The organism is Micromonospora sp. NPDC048839, assembly GCF_040649915.1.
Classification (GTDB): domain Bacteria; phylum Actinomycetota; class Actinomycetes; order Mycobacteriales; family Micromonosporaceae; genus Micromonospora.
The window spans coordinates 15,886-35,773 of sequence record NZ_JBEZGL010000035.1; the positions used below are offsets into that span (position 1 = coordinate 15,886).

A 19,888-nucleotide genomic window follows, 5' to 3' on the forward strand; every position below is an offset into this window, starting at 1 on the left:
TCGGTGGCACAAACGTTGCGAGGTGCCCCGCGCGAGTGGGGAGAATCGGGAAGCCGGTGTGAGTCCGGCACGGGCCCGCCGCGGTGACCGGGGAGCTGCCACCCACGCGTACCAGACGCAGCCACTGGCCCTGAGGGGCTGGGAAGGCGGGTGACCAGCGGAGATCCGGGAGTCCGAAGACCGGCCTCGCGTCATCGCCCCGTCAGGGGCGCGAGCGCAGCGGGAGCCTGCCTTGAACAACGGACTCTACGAGACCATCCACCGCCGCCGGGACGTACGTGCCCAATTCACCGGGGCGCCGATCCCCGCCGAGACATTGGATCGGATCCTCACGGCGGCGCACGCCGCACCGAGCGTCGGCCTCTCCCAGCCCTGGGACTTCATCCTGGTCCGCGATCCTGAGCTGCGGCAGGAGTTCCACCGACACGTGGAGCAGGAGCGGGACACCTTCGCGGCCACTCTCGACGGTGCGGCGGCGGAACGCTTCGCCCGAATAAAGATCGATGGCGTACGAGAGTCGACGTTGTCGGTCGTGGTCACGTACGACCCGGAGCGGGGTGGGCCGGCCGTGCTCGGTCGACACGCGATCGCCGACGCCGGCCTCTACTCGGTCTGTCTGGCGATCCAGAACCTGTGGCTGGCCGCAACCGCCGAGCAGCTCGGGGTCGGCTGGGTCTCGTTCTACCGGGAGCCGTTCCTGCGCGACCTGCTCGGTATCCCGGCCACCGTCCGCCCGGTGGCGTGGCTCTGCCTCGGCCCGGTCACCCACCTGGAGCAGACGCCGGACCTGGAGCGGCACGGGTGGCGTCAGCGACGTCCCCTGTCGTCGGTGATCCACCACGATCGTTGGTCCGAGTAACCAGGTGACTGCAGCCCCGGGCGCGCGAACGCGCGAGCCGGTAGCCAGGCTCCGCCACCACCGCCATCGGCATGATCACTTAATACTGAGTAGTCAGACCGGGTCGCCCACAACTACTCAGCATTAAGTTATCGAGCCGGCTTCCTGCGCTCGCCGCCGCACCGGATAACCTCACCGGACCCAGCCCAGGAAGCGCCGGTGCAGCAGCCCGGCGGACACCCAGGTCAGGTCCTCCGCGGCCCAGACCAGGTAGGACGCCATGTAGAGACCCAACGACACCGCCGCGCCGTCGAACTCGGCACGCAGCTCGGTACGCCGGGTCCGACAGGGCCAAGGGGCGTCACAGCCGCCGCAGGTCCACACCGGAAGGACCGGGCCATGGGTGGTCACTGCACCCTGTTCAGGGAGAGGCCGGCGGCGGACCGGGCGTGCCAGCGGGCGGCCCATTCCGCCTGACAACAGGGGTACGGGGACAACCACGCCCGCCACCAGCTATAGCCCGCACAGAAGCCGTCAACGCCGGGCAAGTCCACGGACAGGAGCCGCCCGAGGTGATCCTCGATCATTCCTGCTCCTCCCCTGGCCAGTGGCCGCGCCGGATCGGGATGCGGTGTCTAGCTCGGCAGGGCAGGTCCGCCCCACATCGGCAGGTCCGCCGCCATCGCCGCCACGACCAGACCGGCCGGTGGCGCCGGGCAAAGGTCAGCGCCACCGCCAGCAGGTAATCGTCGTACGGCACATGCTTCGGCACCCGACCTCCCGGCGAGTTGTCCCGCCGTCGCCTGGCGTGACCACTCCACCACACACCATTCGGCGGGGTCTTGTCAATCTGCAAGTTACGATAGTCAAGTGTAAGTTGCGCTTAGTTTCAGACCGTGAAGCGACCACGCTTGTACGGGCCTGGCGAGTTGGCCGCCCTGTTCAACGTGTCGCGGCAGCGGGTACTGCAGATCACCCGCCGACCCGGCTTCCCTGAGCCAATGGCCCGCCTGATCGGCACGACCATCTGGGATGCGGACGAGGTAGACGACTGGGCCAAGCACAACCGCCCACCACGCCCAACCGAAGGCGACGAAGACCGCTGACCCGGATGCGCTTACCGCAACGCCCTGCCGGACTGGATCCTTCAGTACCTGGACCTCGAAGGTGACGTGACGCGTCAGAGTTCCATGGCACCAGCCAGAGGTCATCCCCGGAGTCCTTGAATACGCATCGTGGTACGCGACAGCAAGAATCCCAGCGGGTCGGCCCTTTACTTCAGAGGAGGTGCCTGGATGCGGATCATTCGCAGTATCCCGCAGTTGGCACCTCAGGCTCTCCCGCTCCCGGCGACCTCCTCGTCGTCATTCTTGCCTGCGGCGCTCTTAGCTCCCCCCGAAACCAGCATCAAGATGATGGCGCCGGCAATCACCCAGGGCCAATAGTTGGTCTCCTCGCTGGGACGCTTCTCGGCCCAGGTGCGAACGTCCAGGTGGACCGCAGTGCGGCCGCCGTCAGGACGCAGCCGCTTGACAGTTAGGAGACTTCTCCTGCCGGCGTCGGTGAGCACACAATAACGCGCACCCACCCTCAACTCTTTGATCGGTATGGCACCATTCGGGACATAGTCGGTATTTGCCGAACACATGCTAAAGGTCGCTGCTGCGGATGCCTCGACCACCGCGATCTGGGTGCCAGCATTCGGACTCCGGACGAAAGCCTTGCCATTGTTGCCGACATCTTGCTTGGTGCCGAGCACGTCTGTGACGTTCCAGTCAGGGCAAAGAGAATCTAGGTCCGCGTAATAGCCCTGTGAGATGACCAGCGCTCCCTCGTGGCGTACGGCATCGACGACGCCCGTTCCGCTAGGTGTGGGTGCGATCCCAGCCGTGGAAGCACACGGCTCCGCCTTCTCCACCGGGGAACTCGCCGACGGAGCCGCGCTCGCTGATGGAGGCGCGCTCACAGAAGGGGAATGATCTTGCGGAGTTCGATCATCTTGAGCCTTCGACCCCTCCGAGGTCTGTCCCCCGTTCGCAAGAAGGCCCGCCGCGACCACGATCAACAGGCCCACAGCCATCACCGCGAGGCCAGTCAACACGCTCGGCCGCCTGAAGAACGACACCTGGGGCTCGGAACCTTCGCCACCTTGGGCAGAAGACCTGCGCTGCTGCTCAACCAAAGCCCCAGTAAACGTCCCGAGTGCGAGCAACATCCCAATGACGCTCGCCGCCCTGTCGGCCCGGTCGAGAGAATTCTCGCCCATGCAAACCGCCAGCAAGATCCACGTCGCCAGCGCTATGCACCCCACCACGACGGCCGGGTGCATCTTCCTGCGGCGCGTCGGTGGCTCCGTCATCCCGGCATGATCTCAGACTGACTACGCAGCATCATCCCTAATCTATGTCGACTAGAAGACAGAATGAGCGGCACGGCCGGACCAACAATAGACGGCAAGCCTCATGCCTCGGAGTCATAAATATACCTCTGAGGTATATCGCCAACAGACGCGTACTTCCGCGCGGGTCTGGGCCAGCGGGAAACGCGCTGCCCCGACTCCCGCGAGGGGAGCCGGGGCAGCGCTGCGGTTCGCGTACGTCAGCTGCAGCCGCTGGTGGAGCCGCAGCCCTCGCAGACATAGCAGCTACCGGCCGGGCGCATCTTCGTACCGCAGGTGAAGCAGAGCGGCGCGTCGGCGGCCTTGCCGATCACGGCCTCCAGCAGTTCGGTGCTGGAACCCACGCTCGGAGCCGGCTTGGCGGCGGCCACGTCGGCCATCTCCTGGGCCGGCTGGGCGACGGCCTCCGACTTGGCCGGGGCCTCCACCGGCGCCGAGGACGCCATCGCGGTGAGCTCCACGCCGGTGACGGCGGCGGCCTCCGCGTCGGCCTCGGCCCGCAACTGGGCGGCCCGCTCCGAGGCGGTGAAGATGCCCAGTTCGGCGCGGCGCTCGTAGGGCAGGAAGTCCAGCGCCAGGCGACGGAAGATGTAGTCCATCACCGAGGCGGCCATCCGCACGTCCGGGTCGTCGGTCATGCCGGCCGGCTCGAAGCGCATGTTGGTGAACTTGCTGACGAACGTCTCCAGCGGCACGCCGTACTGCAGGCCGATGCTGATGGCCACCGAGAAGGCGTCCATCACGCCGGCCAGGGTCGAACCCTGCTTGGACATCTTGAGGAAGACCTCGCCGAGGCCGTCGTCCGGGTAGGACGAGGCGGTGAGGTAGCCCTCGGCGCCACCGACGGAGAAGCTGACCGTCTCGGACGGGCGCTTCTTCGGCAGGCGCTTACGCACCGGCCGGTACTCGATGACCTTCTCCACGGCGGCCGGCGCGGCCTCGACGGCGGCCGGCTCGGTGGCCTTGTTGGACTTGGCCACCGAGAGCGGCTGACCGACCTTGCAGTTGTCCCGGTAGATCGCCAGCGCCTTGAGGCCGAGCTTCCAGCCCTCGAAGTAGATCTTCTCGACGTCCTCGACGGTGGCCGCCTCCGGCATGTTGACCGTCTTGGAGATGGCGCCGGAGACGAACGGCTGGATGGCCGCCATCATCCGCACGTGGCCCATCGGGGCGATCGTCCGCTCGCCCATGGCGCAGTCGAAGACCGGGTAGTGCTCCGGCTTGAGGCCCGGGGCGTCCACCACGTGGCCGTGGTCGGCGATGTGCTCGACGATCGCCTCGACCTGCTCCTCGGGGTAGCCGAGGCTGCGCAGGGCGCGCGGCACCGTCTGGTTGACGATCTGCATCGAGCCGCCGCCGACCAGCTTCTTGAACTTGACGAGCGCCAGGTCCGGCTCCACGCCGGTCGTGTCGCAGTCCATCATGAAGCCGATCGTGCCCGTCGGCGCGAGGACGCTGGCCTGGGCGTTGCGCCAGCCGAACTTGTCGCCGATCTTGTTGCCCTGGGTCCACTGCCTGGTCGCCTCGCGGACGATCGCGGTGGCCACCGGGCTGGTCGGCTTGATCTCGTCGTTGGCGGCGGCGTGCTTGCGCATGACCCGCTTGTGCGGCTCGGCGTTGCGGGCGTAGCCGTCGTACGGGCCGACGACGCCGGCCAGCTCGGCGGAGCGGCGGTACGCGGTGCCGGTCATCAGCGACGTGATCGACGCGGCGACCGAGCGGCCCTGCTCCGAGTCGTACGGCAGGCCGGTGGCCATCAGCAGGGCGCCCAGGTTGGCGTAGCCGATGCCGAGCTGCCGGTAGGCGCGGGAGGTCTCGCCGATCTTCTCGGTCGGGAAGTCCGCGAAGCAGATCGAGATGTCCATCGCGGTGATGACGAACTCGACGGACTTGACGAACTTCTCCACCTCGAAGCCACCGTCGGCGCGGAGGAACTTCATCAGGTTGAGCGAGGCCAGGTTGCACGAGGAGTTGTCCAGGTGCAGGTATTCCGAGCACGGGTTCGACGCGGTGATCCGCCCGGTCTCCGGGCAGGTGTGCCAGTCGTTGATCGTGTCGTCGTACTGCAGGCCCGGGTCGGCGCACTCCCAGGCGGCCTGGGAGATGGTGCGGAACAGCTTCTTGGCGTCGACGGTGTCGATCACCGAGCCGTCCAGCCGGCCGCGTAGGTCGAAGCCCTTCTCGTTCTCGACCGCCGACATGAACTCGTCGGAGACCCGGACCGAGTTGTTGGCGTTCTGGTACTGCACGCTGACGATGTCGGAGCCGCCGAGGTCCATGTCGAACCCGGCGTCGCGCAGGGCGCGGATCTTGTGCTCCTCGCGCGCCTTCGTGACCACGAACTCCTCGATGTCCGGGTGGTCCACGTCGATGATGACCATCTTGGCCGCGCGGCGGGTCGCACCGCCGGACTTGATGGTGCCGGCGGAGGCGTCCGCGCCGCGCATGAAGCTGACCGGGCCCGAGGCGGTGCCGCCGGAGGAGAGCAGCTCACGCGACGAGCGGATCCGCGACAGGTTGACCCCGGAGCCGGAGCCGCCCTTGAAGATCAGCCCCTCCTCCTTGTACCAGTCGAGGATCGAGTCCATCGAGTCGTCGACGGCCAGGATGAAGCAGGCGCTGACCTGCTGCGGCGACGGCGTGCCGACGTTGAACCAGACCGGCGAGTTGAAGCTGAACACCTGGTGCAGCAGCATCCAGGTCAGCTCGTGGTCGAAGATCTCGGCATCCGCCGGGCTGGCGAAGTAGCCGTACTCCTCACCGGCGGTGCGGTACGTGGTGACCACCCGGTCGATCAGCTGCTTGAGCGACCACTCCCGCTCCGGGGTCCCCACCGCGCCCCGGAAGTACTTGGTGGTCACGATGTTCGCCGCGTTGACGCTCCACGACTGCGGGAACTCGACCCCCCGCTGCTCGAAGTTGATCGAGCCGTCCCGCCAGTTCGTCATCACGACGTCGCGGCGCTCCCACGCGACGTCGTCGTACGGGTGGACCCCCTCGGTCGTCCACACCCGCTCGATCTTCAGCCCCGCGCCTGCCTTGCTCCGTGAACGGCTAGTTGTCACGCCGTCGCCCCCCTCGTCTGCGCGGTCACCCACCGCGCGTCCTGATCTTTCGAAAAACAGTGAAGTCAATTGGTACGGCCGGCGGCCTCGACCGCGTCGGCCCGGCCCTGCTCCCGGGCTCGCGCCACGGCCCGCAACGTGTCGATCTCGCGCTCGAAGTCGGCGAGCGAGTCGAACGAGCGGTAGACGCTGGCGAACCGCAGGTAGGCGATCTCGTCCAGGTCGCGCAGTGGACCCAGGATCGCCAGGCCCACCTCGTGACTGGGGATCTCGGCGGCCCCCTTGGCCCGGACGGTCTCCTCCACCCGCTGCGCGAGCAGCGCGAGGGAGTCGTCGTCCACCGGCCGGCCCTGGCACGCCTTGCGCACCCCGCCGATGATCTTCGTCCGGCTGAACGGCTCGGTCACCCCGCTGCGCTTGACGACCGCGAGGACCGCCTCCTCGACGGTGGTGAACCGCTTGCCGCACTCCGGGCAGGACCGCCGCCGTCGAATGAGTTGGCCGTCGTCGGCCTCCCGCGAGTCGACCACCCGGGAGTCAGCGTGTCGGCAGTACGGACACCGCATCGCCCACCTCCTTCAAAATGATCAACTGCGACCCGGACCGAGCACCCCCGGGCACGGCTCACCACGACGGTGCCATCCGCGAATGACGCCCGCCGTGATCGACGTTACGGGAGTGCGGTCGGTAGTCGGACCCAACCTGTGGGCAACTTACGCCCGTGTCACTACTACATCTAGGGGTCGACCGTATGTCGCTGGGCAACCCGGGTCAAGTTGATCGGCGTGTCCGGCGCGTCACGGACCATCCGGTCATCCGCGACCATCAGCGCGCCCGAAGACCCAACGCGGAGGCCCCGCCCGGGTTACCGGCCGGCGGGCCAGAGTGGCCCGGAAAACAGCCGACGATCGAACACCAGTGCTACTCGACGTACCATTTATCAGAACATCCGTACGACGGGAGCGGTTTTTCGCCCCGACACGCCGGTGAGAGGTCGTACAGATGTTTGAAAATGACCGATCTCACCTATACGGTCATGAACAACGTGGCACCACCGCACGCACCACGAGCCGACGAGGCACCCAGCGCCGACCAGGGAGGACGGACGTGACCGAGGACCGGGCCAGCCGGCCGAAGAGCCCGCAGCAGATCACCGAGGCGGGCCCCCCGGCCACCCGACGCCGCACCGCCGCGCGCAGCCGGACGGGCCAGCCCGCCGTACGCCCGGTCACCCCGGTCGTCAGCGCCTTCCCCGACCCGGCGACTGTCGACCTGACCGCCCGCCAGCGTCGCATCCTGGAGTTCATCCGCAACTGGGTGGAGCGGCACGGCTACCCGCCCAGCGTCCGGGAGATCGGCGAGGCGGTCGGCCTGGTGTCGCCGTCGAGCGTCGCCTACCAGCTCAAGGAGCTGGAAAAGAAGGGCTTCCTGCGCCGCGACCCCAACCGGCCGCGTGCCGTGGACGTCCGCGCCCCCAGCGAGGCCATCGACGACGAGCTGTCCCGGGCACAACGACCGACCCCGGCGTACGTGCCGATGCTCGGGCGGATCGCCGCCGGTGGGCCGATCCTCGCCGAGCAGGCCGTGGAGGACATCTTCCCGCTCCCCCGCGAGCTGGTGGGCGAGGGCGAGGTCTTCATGCTCCAGGTCAAGGGCGACTCGATGCTCGACGCAGCGATCTGCGACGGTGACTGGGTGGTCGTCCGGCAGCAGCCGACCGCCGACTCGGGCGAGATCGTGGCCGCCATGCTGGACGGCGAGGCGACGGTCAAGACCTACCGGCGGCGCGACGGGCACGTCTGGCTGATGCCACAGAACCCGGCCTTCGACCCGATCCCCGGAGACGACGCGACCATCATGGGCCGGGTCGTGGCGGTGTTGCGCCGCATCTGACCGATCGGCGGGTGAGTGCTCACGGGCGCTCACCCGCGTTGGTTGTCGGGGTCTGGCCCGTCAGTTGTCGGGGTCTGGCCCGTCAGTAGCGGTCGCCGCGGGGGCCGCGACCGCCCCCGGGATACTGCCCGTACGGGTCGATGGGCTCGTCGTCGTCACGGCGACGGCCTGGCCGCTGGCCCCGCGGATCGGACTCCTGCCCACCGCGTCGGGGCGGTTCCGCGCGACCCGTGCCGGTGTGGCCACCGTCACCGCCGTACACACCGCTGCCGGGACGACCACCTCCGCCCGGAGGGACACCACCGGCACCCTGCGGACGGCCACCGCCACCCGCTGGAGGACGACCGCCCCCTTGGGGGCGACCACCACCACCGGCCGGGGGACGAGCACCGCCATACACACCAGCGGCGCCGCCGTCCGGTCGTGCCGCACCGTAGCCACCGTCGGCCGCGGTCGGTCGACCACCGCCGTACACGGCACCGCCCGCCGGAGGCGGGCCACCGCGACCCGCAGGGCCACCGCGAGCCACACCGCCCGCCGGAGGCGGCCCGCCGCGACCGGCGCCACCGCCGTAGGTGCCCGTCGGCGCGCTGCCACCGTAGACACCGCCCGTACGGTCACCCACCGCTGGCGAACCGTCGGCGGGCCGGCCCGCGCGCGGGTTGAGCGGCTCGCCGTCCGGGTCCGACGTCTCCGCCGCGCCGCCGGCCGGCAGCCGTCGGCGGGCCCGGACGATGCCGACGATGCCGGCAGCGACCAGCAGCAGGCCGATCACCCCGACCGCGCCGACCAGATAGGTGATGTCGTCGAAGTCCAGCCCGGCGGCCCAGGATGTCGAGGTCGCCTGCTTGACGTCCCCCGCCCCCGCCGCGACTGGCACCGCGGTCGAGGTGGACGGTGAATAGCTGAGGATGTCGAGGGGCTCGTCCTCGCCGAACCGGAACGCGTCGGAGACGGTCAGGAACGACTTGCCGTCCGTGGAGTAGCTGATGGCCTCGCCGAACGGGTCCGCCAGCGCCGTCACCCGGGGTTTGCCGGTGGTGAGCGCACCGACGATGTCACCGCCGCTCACGTCGTACTCGAAGGCGTCCGCGTAGGTGCGCAGGACCACCCGGGAGCCGTCCGGCGAGCGGGCCGCGCCGGTGATGGCGATCCGGCCGAACGTGTTGAGCGGGTTCTCCGTCTGGGTCTTCGGCAGCGTGATCTCGCCGACCTTACGCATCGGTACCGAATCGGCCTCGCCGTTGCGCAGCGCTGCCGTCGGCGCGTAGATCTCGGCCTTGCCGCTGGTGACCTTGGTGATGACCAGCGGTTTTCCGTCGTCACCGATGAGAAGTGCCTCGGCGTCGTGCGGCTTGCCCTCCGGGTAGGAGATCCGGTGCTGCGTCGGCTGCCTCGCGCCGGTGACCGGCATCGACCAGAGCGCGACGCGCGTGCGGCGCTCCTTCGCGTCGGCGTTGTCACCGGTGTCGGCGATCCAGAGGGTCTCGCCGCCCTTGGAGAGGGCGAGGTCCTCGGTGTCGACCGGGCCCTGCCCCGAGTATCGGACCGGCTCCTTCGAGATCTTGCACTTGGTGTCGAGGAAGAAGATCCGCTCGCGCGCCGTGAGCTCGGTGCTGTCGTTGATGACGATGTAGCCGCTCTTGGTGGCGACCAGGCCGGACAGCTCCCGCAGCCGCTCGTCGACGATCGTGCACCGCTTCTGGCCGGCGGCGACGGCGGGCGGCTCGGACGACCCGGGGGCGGGAGCCGCTGCGGCGACTCCGGCGAGCGCCACGGTTGCCCCGAACAGGCCGAGGGCAACCGTGACCGAGGAAACAACGCGGCGCATTCGGCCAGTGTCGCATGCCACGCGTTTCCGACGGATGACACCGTGGCCGCTCAGGAGCGGCTGCCCGCCGCCTGTCCCTGTCGCTCGACGTCGAACGGTGCCAGCTCCGCGGCGAGGTCCGCAGCGACGCGGACATGCAGCAGGGTGCCCTCCGGCAGGTGCGCCGTGCTGAGCACCTCGCCCGTGCGGTGCACCCGGGCAACCAGGTCACCGCGGTCGTACGGCAGCACGGCCCGGACCTCCACGGCCGGTCGCGGCAGCCGGTCCTCGATCGCCGCACGCAGCTCGTCCATGCCCCGCCCGGAGTGCGCGGAGACGAAGATCGCGTCCGGCCAGAGGCGCTTGAGCCGCAGCAGCGAGTCCTCGTCGGCCGCGTCGGTCTTGTTGACCACCAGCAACTCGGGAAGCCGCTCCGCGCTCACCTCGGCGAGCACCGTGTGGACCGCCCGGACCTGCTCCTCGGGATCCGGGTGGGTGCCGTCCACGACGTGCACCACCAGATCCGCCTCCGCGACCTCCTCCAGCGTCGAACGGAACGCCTCGACGATCTGGTGCGGCAGGTGCCTGACGAAACCGACGGTGTCGGTGAGGGTGTAGATCCGGCCGTCCGCGGCGGTCGCCTTCCGGGTGGTCGGGTCCAGTGTCGCGAACAGCGCGTCCTCGACAAGCACGCCCGCGTCGGTCAACCGGTTGAGCAGGCTGGACTTGCCGGCGTTGGTGTAGCCGGCGATGGCCACGGCGGGAACGGAGTTGCGGTTGCGGCGGGCGCGCTTCGTGACGCGTACCGTGCGCATGCTCTTGATCTCGCGGCGCAGCCGGGAGATGCGGTGCCGAATCCGCCTCCGGTCGGTCTCCAGCTTGGTCTCACCGGGACCACGCACACCCACGCCGCCGCCGGCACCGCCGCCACGCCCGGAACCACCGGTCTGCCGGGAGAGCGTCTCACCCCAACCGCGCAGCCGGGGCAGCAGGTATTCGAGCTGGGCCAGCTCGACCTGGGCCTTACCTTCCTTGCTCTTCGCATGCTGGGCGAAGATGTCGAGGATCAGCGCGGTCCGGTCGACGACCTTGACCTTGGTGCGCTGCTCCAGGTTGCGCAGCTGCGACGGGGACAACTCGCCGTCACAGATGACCGTGTCGGCACCGCTGGACAGCACCACCGCGCTGAGGTCGTCGACCTTGCCGCGGCCGATGTACGTGGCCGGGTCGGGTCGGCTGCGGCGCTGGATGAGCCCTTCGAGCACCTGCGAGCCGGCGGTCTCGGCCAGCAGGGCGAGCTCGGTGAGCGAGTTTTCCGCGTCCGCCGCCGTGCCCTCGGTCCAGACGCCCACCAGGACGACCCGCTCCAGCCGCAGCTGGCGGTATTCCACCTCGGTGACGTCGGTGAGCTCGGTTGACAGGCCCGGGACGCGTCGGAGGGACTGCCGCTCCGACAGATCCATGTCGCCGGTGGTGACGTCGTCGAGCTCGTCCTCGACGGGGACAAAGCTCTCCTGGTCTCGCAAGCGGTTCTCCTGTCCGTTTTGATAAGTGGAACGTAATCCTGACATGACACAACGCCGAACGCACCTGCTATATGCCCATGCTCCCGGTCTCGAAAAGTGGGGGCGAATGCTGGTCGGCTGCGACAACCCGGTAGAAATGCGGGCGGCGGCGGCCGACCGGCCGCACAGCCGTGACGGAGGGATCCCGTGGCCATCACCCGACTGCCGAGCGCCGGATTTTCGATCACCATCCGGATCGCCGTGACCGCGGACGCGTCCTCGATCGGCCGGCTCACCACCTCCGTCGGCGAGGCCGGCGCGATCGTCACGGCGTTGGACGTGGTGGACTCCGACCCGACGAACGTGATCGTCGACCTGACCTGCGACACCGCCGACGCCGGCCACGCCGACCAGGTGGTCGACGCGCTGACCGCGCTCGACGGCGTGGACGTGCGGAAGGTGTCGGACCGGACGTTCCTCCTGCACCTCGGCGGCAAGATCGAGGTGACGTCGAAGGTCGCGCTGCGCAACCGCGACGAGCTGTCCCGGGCGTACACCCCGGGTGTGGCCCGGGTCTGCATGGCGATCGCCGAGAACCCGGCGGACGCCCGGCGACTGACCATCAAGCGCAACACCGTCGCGGTGGTCAGCGACGGCTCGGCGGTGCTCGGCCTGGGCAACCTGGGTCCGGCCGCGTCGCTGCCGGTGATGGAGGGCAAGGCGGCGCTGTTCAAGCGCTTCGGTGGGGTGGACGCCTGGCCGGTGGTGCTGGACACCCAGGACACCGACGAGATCGTGCAGATCGTGAAGGCGATCGCGCCGGCGTACGGCGGGATCAACCTGGAGGACATCGCCGCGCCGCGCTGCTTCGAGATCGAGGCCCGGCTGCGCGAGGCGCTGGACATCCCGGTGTTCCACGACGACCAGCACGGCACCGCGATCTGCGTGCTGGCCGCGCTGACCAACGCGCTGCGGGTGGTCGGCAAGCAGTTGGAGGACGTCCGGGTGGTCGTCTCCGGTGCCGGCGCGGCCGGCACCGCGATCATGAAGCTGCTGCTGCGCCAGGGCGTCGGCGACATCATCGCGTACGACCGCCAGGGTGCCCTGCACCGCGGGCTGACCGGGCTCAACTCGGCGTGGCAGTGGCTGGCGGACAACACCAACAAGGAGAACTACTCGGGCGACCTGCCGGGCGCGATCCGGGGTGCCGACGTGTTCATCGGGGTGAGCGCGCCGAACCTGCTCACCGGGGACGACATCGCCCAGATGGCCAAGGACTCGATCGTCTTCGCGCTCGCCAACCCGGACCCGGAGGTCGACCCGCGGGAGGCGCGCAAGCACGCCGCGGTGGTCGCCACCGGCCGCTCGGACCAGCCGAACCAGATCAACAACGTGCTCGCCTTCCCCGGGGTGTTCCGCGGGATGCTCGACGCGCACGCCGAGGAGTTCACCGAGGAGATGGCGATCGCGGCCGCCCGGGCCATCGCCGACGTGGTGGGCGAGGACAAGATCAACCCGACGGTGATCGTGCCGAGCGTCTTCGACTCCCGGGTCGCCCCGGCGGTCGCCGCCGCCGTTCGCGCCGCCGCGCACAACCCCAGCCCGCTGCCGGCGGCCGACCCCGGCCCCGCCGACCTCCCCGAGATCGCGGCGAACGCCAGCGCCACCCCGTAACACCCGACCTTGGCGATCAAAAGGTTCGCGTCAGGAACCACGCCGTTCCTGACGCGACCTCTCGGTCACGGCGCGGGAGCGTGCGGCGGTGTGGAGGTCGCGAAGTCGGCGGCTCGGTCGGCGACGAGGTCCGGGTGGCTCAGCGGCAGGTCGTGACCCGCGCCGGGGACGACCTCCGACCGGGCGCCCGGGATCAGGCGACTGATCCGGTCGGCCACCGACCGGGCGTCGTACAGCTGGCTGCGCTCGCCGAGCAGCGCCAGGACCGGCACCGTGAGGTCACGCAGCTCGTCGTCGGTGAGTGCCGGTGGGACCGGGTGCCGGCGGCGGAAACCGAAGGTGGCGCGGATCAGCCCCATCAGGTCGTCGTCACGCAGGGTCGCGTTGCGCAGCAGCCGGGCCGCGACGCGGCGTACCCGGGCTGGGGCGAGGCCGCCGAGGCCGCTCAGCATCACCCAGGCGAGGAATCGTCCGTTGACCTTGCCGAAGCCGGCCGGGTCGAGCAGGACCAGGCCAGCCACCCGGTCGGGTGAGTGCCGGGCGTACTGCACCCCCACCCAACCGCCGAACGACGAGCCGACCAGGTACGCCCGGTCCACGCCCATCCCGTCGAGGACCTCGGACAGCCAGCCCGCCCAGTCCGCACCGCCGTCGAGGGGCAGTGACTGCACGGAGCAACCCGGTTCGCCAACCGGGTCGATGGCGATCACTGCCCGGTCCCGCCCGAGTCGGCGCACGTGCGGGTGCCAACTCAGGGCGTTGCCGCCGGCGCCGGGCAGCAGCACGAACGGCGTTGCCGCTTCGGCCCCCCATCGGTAGACCCGGGTGCGCCCGAAGCTGGTCGGCAGGTCGGTGGCGACCGTGTCGGCGGGCCACACCCGACGTCGGGTCCGCTCGTACGCGTCAAGAAAACGGACGCGGGCGCGATCGCTGGTGAACGCGCTGATCGGTGCGACTGTCACGATGTCTCCTGTCCCGCGTGCTTTGATGGTACGAACGTATCACTAACGCCCGCTGACGGAACAGGACGGAGTGCCACGGTGCCCAAGCGCGTCGACCACGAACAGCGGCGTCGGCAGATCGGCGACGCGCTGCTGCGGATCGCCAGCAGCCGGGGGCTGCAGTCCGCGAGCATGCGGGAGGTAGCCGCCGAGGCCGGGGTGTCGCTGCGACTGGTGCAGTACTACTTCCACACCAAGGACGAGCTTCTGCTGACCGCGCTGGGCTATCTCGGCGAGCAGCTAGCCGCCCGCGTCGAGGCACGGATCCGGGCACTCGGGCCGGTCACCCCACGCACGGTTGTCGTCGGCACCCTCTCCGCCGTCCTGCCGACGGACCCCGAAGGCCACCAACTCACCAGGGCCTACACCGGCTACTACGCGCTGGTGTTCAGCGAGCCAGACCTCGCCGAACGGCACGGCACCGCCTATCCCGACAAGCTCGAACGGCTGCTCGCCCGACAACTCCGCCAAGCGCAGCAGGACGGTGACGTCGACCCGGAGCTGAATTGCGACGTGGTCGCCGCCGGCCTACTGGCGCTGACCAACGGGCTGGGCTCCAGCGTTCTCGGCGGCCAGCGCGACGGCGCGAGCGCGCTGGCGATCCTGACCTACCACCTCGACCGGCTGTTCACACCGCCAGCGCGGACGGGCTGATGTCGCCGGTGGCCACCAGGACGGCGGGGCCGGACAGCCAGCAGGAGGTCTCGGTGACGGTGACCGTCACGCGGCCACCGGGCACGTCCACGGCGATCACTCCGGTGTCCCGGCCGAGGTCACGCAGGGCCACCGCGCCCACCGCGCAGGCACCCGTGCCGCAGGACAGGGTCTCGGCGCTGCCGCGCTCGTACACGCGCATCAGGGTGTGCCCGTCGGTGTCGTCGACCGGATCGCCCGCCACGATGAACTCGACGTTCACCCCGCTCGGGAAGAACCCCGGGTCGAACCCGGGCGCGGTGGTCAGATCCAGCGCGGACAGCTCCACGCCGGCCGGCAGCACGCAGACCAGGTGCGGGTTGCCGATGTCCACGGCGGTGCCGGCCAGGGTCAGCCCGCCCAGGGTGGCGGTCGAACTGTCGTACACCCGGGGTCGGCGCATCTCGACGGACACGGCGTCGCCCTCGACCACCGCGCGCACGACGCCGGCCCGGGTGGCCACCGGCAACGCCGCGCCGGCGGGCGTCGCCAACCCGGTGTCGAGCAGGTAGCGCACGAAGACCCGGGCACCGTTGCCGCACATCTCGGCGAACGACCCGTCGGCGTTCCAGTAGTCCATGAACCACTCGGCCTCGCCGGCCAGCCCGGCGCCGTCCGGATGTTTGGCCGCCCGGACCACCCGCAGCACGCCGTCCGCGCCGATGCCCCGCCGCCGGTCGCACAGCGCCGCGACCAGCTCCGGGGTCAGGTCGAGCTGACCGTCCGGGTCGGGAAGGAGAACGAAGTCGTTGCCGGTGCCGTGGCCCTTGGTGAACTCCACGCCCCCATTATCGCGTCTCGACCAGCACCAGACGCAGCGCGGCCCCGATCAGGTCCGGCGCGGCCGAGTCCAGCCAGTGGATCCGCTGGTCGCGCCGGAACCAGGACCGCTGCCGGCGGACGAAACGGCGGGTGGCCCGGACCGTCTCCTCGTGCGCCTGCTCCTCGGTCAGCTCACCGGCGAACAGGCGCAGCACCTGCTGGTAGCCCAGCGCCCGGCTCGCCGTCCGACCCTCGGGCAGCCCTCGCCCGACCAGCTCCCGGGTCTCCGACACCAGGCCGTCGGCCCACATCCGGTCGACCCGTGACGAGATCCGCTCGTCCAGCACGCCCGTGTCCAGGTCGACGCCGAGCTGCACCGACGGGTAGTACGGCGTGGGCTGCGGCAGCGACGCGGCGAACGGCGCGCCGGTGAGCTCGATCACTTCCAGCGCCCGCACGATGCGGCGGCCGTTGCCGGGCAGGATGCCCTCGGCGGCGACCGGGTCGGCGGCGCGCAGTCGCGCGTACAGCGGGGCAGGGCCGACCTCGGTCAACTCCCGTTCCAGCCGCTCCCGCAGCGCCGCGTCGGTCCCGGGGAACTCGAAACGCTCCAGCACCGCCCGTACGTACAGCCCGGACCCACCGACCAGCAGCGGCACCCGCCCCCGGGACAGGATGTCGTCCACCGCCGCGCGGGCCAGCCGTTGGTACTCCGCGACACTCGCCGGCTCGGTGACCTCCCAGATGTCCAACAGGTGGTGCGGCACGCCGTCCCGCTCGGCGGGGGTCAGCTTGGCGGTGCCGATGTCCATGCCCCGGTAGAGCTGCATCGAGTCGGCGTTGACCACCTCACCGTCCAGCGCGTGCGCCAACGCGATGCTCAGCGCCGACTTGCCCGCCGCCGTCGGGCCGACCACCGCGACGACAGTGCCCCCCGCGTCGCCTGTCACACCCGCACCGCCTGTCACACCCGCTCCCAGGACGCCACGAAGTAGGCCACCCCATAGGGGGCGGAGTCGTGCAGCAGCTCACCACGCCACCCTCCGCCGGCCGCGTGGGCCGCGCCGGCCAGCACCTGCCAGGGTGCGCGGCCGGCGGCCTTCAGCTCCGCCGACACCACCGGGTCGAGGCCGAGCAGGGCGTCCAGGTCCGCCTCGGCCAGAGCCCTGGCAACCCGCTCGTCGTACGCGCTGGCGCGCGCGTCGTCGTACCCGGGGGCCTTCTCGCCCCGGCAGGCCGACCCGTCCCCGAGCACCAGCAACGCCACCCGGTCCCCCGTGGCGCCGACCTCGTCCGCGAGCGCGGCCAGCTCGGCCGGGCCGGCATCGGCGGCCACCTGCACGGCGGTCACCGACTCCCGAGTGTCGTGCGCCCGCGCGTCGTGCGCCCGCGCGTCGTGCGCTCGCGCGTCGTGCTCCCGCGCGTCGTGCTCCCGCGCGTCGTAGCGGGACAGCAACCACGCGCCGATGGTCAGGCTCAACGGCAGCACCGCGCCCCGGTCGGGCTGACCGGGGACCAGCGGCACGTCCAGGTCGACACCCCACGGCTGGAGGGAACCGGTGGCCGGAGAGTCGATCAGGCCGGTGACCGGGCCGGTGCCGAGCAGCACCACGGTGTCCGGGTCGACGGCCAGCAACCGGCGTACGGCCGTGTCGCAGGACGCCCGCAGGCCGTCCAACTCCGGGGCCGCGGAGCCGGCCACCTCGGGCACGAGCAGGGGCGGATGTGGGCAGACGGCAGCGGCGACCAGTGGCACCCTTTCACCGTAGCGGGAATCGTCGGTGCGTCTCCGCGCCGATCCGGTCATTCGGCCCCTAGGACACCGTATGGTCACGGTCGGCGATAGGCGCTCGACGCGGACCGGGTCGGACCTGTGACAATGCCGGAAGCAACTTGGCTGCGCCGTGGCGGCGACGGGGGATCGATCCCTCGACGCCGGGAGAACGAGGATGGGCACATGAGCGACTGGACTGCCTTCGGACGGGTGGACGCGGACGGCACCGTGTACGTCAAGACCACCGAGGGCGAGCGGGTTGTCGGATCCTGGCAGGCGGGAGCACCGGAGGAGGGCCTGGCACACTTCGCGCGCCGCTTCGCCGATCTGGTGACCGAGGTGGACCTGACCGAAGCACGTCTCAAGTCGGGTGCGGCCGACGCCGGGCACTCGGTGAGCACGATCCGGCGGATCCGTGCCACGCTGCCCGAAGCCAACGTGGTCGGCGACATCGACGCCCTGGCCGCTCGCCTCGACAAGCTGGCCACCCTCGCCGAGGAGAAGGCCGGCGAGGCGCGCGCTGCCCGGGAGGCCGCTCGCGGCGAGGCCCTGGCACGCAAGACCGCCCTTGTCGAGGAGGCCGAGAAGCTGGCCGCCGAATCCACCGGTTGGAAGACCGCCGGGGACCGGCTCAAGGAGATCCTCGACGAGTGGAAGACCATTCGTGGGGTCGACAAGAAGGCCGACGGTGAGCTGTGGAAGCGTTTCGCCGCCGCCCGGGACGGATTCACCCGTCGCCGGGGCGCCCACTTCGCCTCCCTGGACTCCCAGCGCAAGCAGGCGCAGACGGTCAAGGAGGAGCTGGTCGCCGAGGCGGAGAAGCTTTCGGAGTCCACCGACTGGGCCGCGACCGCCAACCAGCTCAAGGAGCTGATGACCCAGTGGAAGGCCGCGCCGCGCGCTTCCAAGGAGGCCGAGCAGAAGCTCTGGGAACGGTTCCGGGGCGCGCAGGACGCCTTCTTCAGCCGGCGCAGTGAGGTCTTCTCCGCCCGGGACAACGAGCAGCGCGGCAACCTGGAGCGCAAGCAGGCCCTGCTCGCCGAGGCCGAGGCGTTGGACATCGACGCCGACCCGAAGGGCGCCCAGGCCAAGCTGCGGGACATCCAGGCACAGTGGCACGAGGCCGGCCGGGTGCCCCGCGAGGCGGCCGCCGGGCTGGAGCGCCGGCTGCGCGTCATCGACGACAAGGTCCGCGACGTGATGGACTCGGCGTGGCGCCGCACCACCAAGGAGGACAACCCGCTGCTCGCGCAGATGCGGGCGCAGGTGGCCGAGGCCGAGGAGCGGCTGGCCCGGGCCCAGAGCGCCGGCGACGCGCGCCGGATCAAGGACGCCGAGCAGGCGCTCGCCGCCAAGCGGCAGTTCCTCCAGCTCGCGGAGCAGGCCGGCTGAGCTGACGACGTCCGGAGCCCTCGGTCCCGCGCGGGACCGGGGGCTCCCGCGTGTCCGCGCCGCCCGCGCCCTCGCGCCGCCGATGCGCCTCGCGCCCGCGCCCGCACCCGCACCCGCGCCAAGACCTACGCAACTTCCCGGATGTTGCTGCCTCGGAGGCGGCGGGAGGCAGCAACATCCCCGATGTTGCCTGGATCTTGACACGAACCTCGTGCTTGAGGGTCGAGACCGGGGTTGGGGGCGGCCGGCAGACGTCAAGGTCATGCTCGATCCAGGATGTAGTGGCATCCGAGCGCCCCGCAGACCACTACATCCATGTCGACATGGATGCGCCAGGTGGAACGGCTGTTCGTCAACCCGCGCCGCCTCGCCGATCATGGAGTTGTGGTGGGCAACAAAACGCCCCTAAACCCCCAAAGTTGGCACCACACCTCCATGATCGTCAAGCTGGGGCCTGCCCCACTCCGCGATCGTGCACGTCATGTCCCGGGTTGACCCGCCGACTACCACCCTGACGCAACGATGTGGATATCCCGGATCGATCACGACCTCGGGGTGAGATCGGTCGGCCCGACCCGAACTCGTCGCCGCCTGCTCCTGGTCCGTGCGCCACCGGCGCGGGTGTCCGGCTGCCCATTGGTTGATCGACTCGGCTTCCTGAAACTCGGGGTGTCCGGGCCGCGTGGATGGGCCGGTTTTCTGAATGTCGAGTCGATCATGGGATCGTCGGGCGTCGGAGAACTTTCGGCAACGACCGCCGAGCCCTTCGGCCCGCCGTAGCGCGACCCGAACAGCCCGAGCGCCACCCGGGACGATTCGAGCGCCACCCGAACCGCCCGAGCGCCACCCGAACGACCTGAGGACCACCCGACGACCCGGGCAGCGCGAGCACGGACAACGCGAGCTACGGACAACGCGAGCTACGGAGACCGGGGCGGCGGGGCGGCGCGCACCGGGCGCGGGGCGGCGCGCGCGGGGCGCGGGCGCGGGGCGGCGCGCGCGGGGCGCGGGCGCGGGGCGGCGCGCGCGGGGCGGGGGCGGGGGGGGGCGCGGGGCGGGCGGGGGGGGGGGGTGGGGGGGCGC

The 19,888-nt window shown here is 70.4% G+C and carries 16 protein-coding genes and 1 riboswitch; of the genes, 6 read left to right on the forward strand and 10 right to left on the reverse strand.

Going from position 1 to position 19,888, the window contains the following annotated elements:
- The first annotated feature begins 3 nt into the window (after positions 1–3).
- A riboswitch (cobalamin riboswitch) is annotated at positions 4–204 on the forward strand.
- Between the two features lie 28 nt (positions 205–232).
- Positions 233–859 (forward strand): 5,6-dimethylbenzimidazole synthase, encoded by a 627-nt coding sequence (gene bluB, locus AB0C25_RS35745; RefSeq protein WP_357379397.1) that lies wholly within the window; start codon positions 233–235, stop codon positions 857–859.
- Between the two features lie 171 nt (positions 860–1,030).
- Here the strand turns inward: bluB and AB0C25_RS35750 are convergent, their stop codons facing one another.
- Positions 1,031–1,249, reverse strand: a complete 219-nt coding sequence (locus AB0C25_RS35750; RefSeq protein WP_357379399.1) for a hypothetical protein — start codon at positions 1,247–1,249, stop codon at positions 1,031–1,033.
- Positions 1,250–1,734: 485 nt separating this feature from the next.
- Here AB0C25_RS35750 and AB0C25_RS35755 point away from each other — a divergent pair, with 485 nt between their 5' ends.
- Positions 1,735–1,944, forward strand: coding sequence for a DNA-binding protein (locus AB0C25_RS35755; protein ID WP_357379401.1), 210 nt, complete (start codon positions 1,735–1,737; stop codon positions 1,942–1,944).
- A gap of 224 nt (positions 1,945–2,168) precedes the next feature.
- On the opposite strand, the gene AB0C25_RS35760 is transcribed toward AB0C25_RS35755, so the two are convergent.
- The 3 genes from AB0C25_RS35760 to nrdR all read right to left on the reverse strand — a co-directional run bounded on the left by AB0C25_RS35760 (position 2,169) and on the right by nrdR (position 6,867).
- Positions 2,169–3,197, reverse strand: a complete 1,029-nt coding sequence (locus AB0C25_RS35760; protein WP_357379403.1) for a hypothetical protein — start codon at positions 3,195–3,197, stop codon at positions 2,169–2,171.
- 239 nt (positions 3,198–3,436) lie between these two features.
- Positions 3,437–6,334 (reverse strand): vitamin B12-dependent ribonucleotide reductase, encoded by a 2,898-nt coding sequence (locus AB0C25_RS35765; protein ID WP_357379405.1) that lies wholly within the window; start codon positions 6,332–6,334, stop codon positions 3,437–3,439.
- Between the two features lie 32 nt (positions 6,335–6,366).
- Positions 6,367–6,867 carry a transcriptional regulator NrdR gene (gene nrdR, locus AB0C25_RS35770; protein ID WP_357247523.1) on the reverse strand — a complete coding sequence of 167 codons (501 nt, stop codon included), beginning with the start codon at positions 6,865–6,867 and terminating at the stop codon, positions 6,367–6,369.
- Positions 6,868–7,408: 541 nt separating this feature from the next.
- Between nrdR and lexA the strand changes: the two genes are divergently transcribed.
- Positions 7,409–8,194, forward strand: a complete 786-nt coding sequence (lexA, locus tag AB0C25_RS35775) for a transcriptional repressor LexA (protein WP_357247520.1) — start codon at positions 7,409–7,411, stop codon at positions 8,192–8,194.
- 82 nt (positions 8,195–8,276) lie between these two features.
- Here the strand turns inward: lexA and AB0C25_RS35780 are convergent, their stop codons facing one another.
- Positions 8,277–10,025, reverse strand: coding sequence for a hypothetical protein (locus AB0C25_RS35780; RefSeq protein ID WP_357379407.1), 1,749 nt, complete (start codon positions 10,023–10,025; stop codon positions 8,277–8,279).
- Positions 10,026–10,075: 50 nt separating this feature from the next.
- Positions 10,076–11,530, reverse strand: coding sequence for a GTPase HflX (gene hflX / locus AB0C25_RS35785; protein WP_357379409.1), 1,455 nt, complete (start codon positions 11,528–11,530; stop codon positions 10,076–10,078).
- 186 nt (positions 11,531–11,716) lie between these two features.
- On the opposite strand from hflX, the gene AB0C25_RS35790 reads away from it, so the two are divergent.
- Positions 11,717–13,183 carry an NAD-dependent malic enzyme gene (locus AB0C25_RS35790; protein ID WP_357070375.1) on the forward strand — a complete coding sequence of 489 codons (1,467 nt, stop codon included), beginning with the start codon at positions 11,717–11,719 and terminating at the stop codon, positions 13,181–13,183.
- A gap of 65 nt (positions 13,184–13,248) precedes the next feature.
- Here the strand turns inward: AB0C25_RS35790 and AB0C25_RS35795 are convergent, their stop codons facing one another.
- Positions 13,249–14,145: an alpha/beta fold hydrolase gene (locus tag AB0C25_RS35795; RefSeq protein WP_357379410.1), complete on the reverse strand. Its 897-nt coding sequence runs from the start codon at positions 14,143–14,145 to the stop codon at positions 13,249–13,251.
- Between the two features lie 78 nt (positions 14,146–14,223).
- Here AB0C25_RS35795 and AB0C25_RS35800 point away from each other — a divergent pair, with 78 nt between their 5' ends.
- Positions 14,224–14,838: a TetR/AcrR family transcriptional regulator gene (locus AB0C25_RS35800; RefSeq protein ID WP_357379411.1), complete on the forward strand. Its 615-nt coding sequence runs from the start codon at positions 14,224–14,226 to the stop codon at positions 14,836–14,838.
- On the opposite strand, the gene dapF is transcribed toward AB0C25_RS35800, so the two are convergent.
- From dapF to AB0C25_RS35815, 3 genes are read right to left on the reverse strand one after another with little or no spacing between them, the layout of a single operon-like run.
- A complete protein-coding gene (gene dapF, locus AB0C25_RS35805) occupies positions 14,813–15,658 on the reverse strand; it encodes a diaminopimelate epimerase (protein ID WP_357379412.1) in 846 nt (281 codons plus the stop codon). The genes AB0C25_RS35800 and dapF overlap by 26 nt on opposite strands.
- 7 nt (positions 15,659–15,665) lie before the next feature.
- Entirely contained in the window at positions 15,666–16,589 is a 924-nt protein-coding gene (miaA, locus tag AB0C25_RS35810) for a tRNA (adenosine(37)-N6)-dimethylallyltransferase MiaA (RefSeq protein WP_357379413.1), read from the reverse strand.
- 14 nt (positions 16,590–16,603) lie between these two features.
- Complete coding sequence (locus AB0C25_RS35815) at positions 16,604–17,446, reverse strand: class III extradiol dioxygenase subunit B-like domain-containing protein (protein ID WP_357379414.1); 843 nt, start codon at positions 17,444–17,446, stop codon at positions 16,604–16,606.
- 150 nt (positions 17,447–17,596) lie between these two features.
- Between AB0C25_RS35815 and AB0C25_RS35820 the strand changes: the two genes are divergently transcribed.
- Entirely contained in the window at positions 17,597–18,805 is a 1,209-nt protein-coding gene (locus tag AB0C25_RS35820) for a DUF349 domain-containing protein (protein WP_357379415.1), read from the forward strand.
- The last annotated feature ends 1,083 nt before the right edge of the window (positions 18,806–19,888 follow it).

What these genes read in the sequence shown, in the direction of transcription:
- AB0C25_RS35760 (WP_357379403.1), bottom strand. Translation starts at nt 3,197, where the DNA reads ATGACGGAGCCACCGACGCGCCGCAGGAAGATGCACCCGGCCGTCGTG.
- nrdR (WP_357247523.1), bottom strand. Translation starts at nt 6,867, where the DNA reads ATGCGGTGTCCGTACTGCCGACACGCTGACTCCCGGGTGGTCGACTCG.
- AB0C25_RS35780 (WP_357379407.1), bottom strand. Translation starts at nt 10,025, where the DNA reads ATGCGCCGCGTTGTTTCCTCGGTCACGGTTGCCCTCGGCCTGTTCGGG.
- AB0C25_RS35815 (WP_357379414.1), bottom strand. Translation starts at nt 17,446, where the DNA reads ATGACCGGATCGGCGCGGAGACGCACCGACGATTCCCGCTACGGTGAA.
- AB0C25_RS35820 (WP_357379415.1), top strand. Translation starts at nt 17,597, where the DNA reads ATGAGCGACTGGACTGCCTTCGGACGGGTGGACGCGGACGGCACCGTG.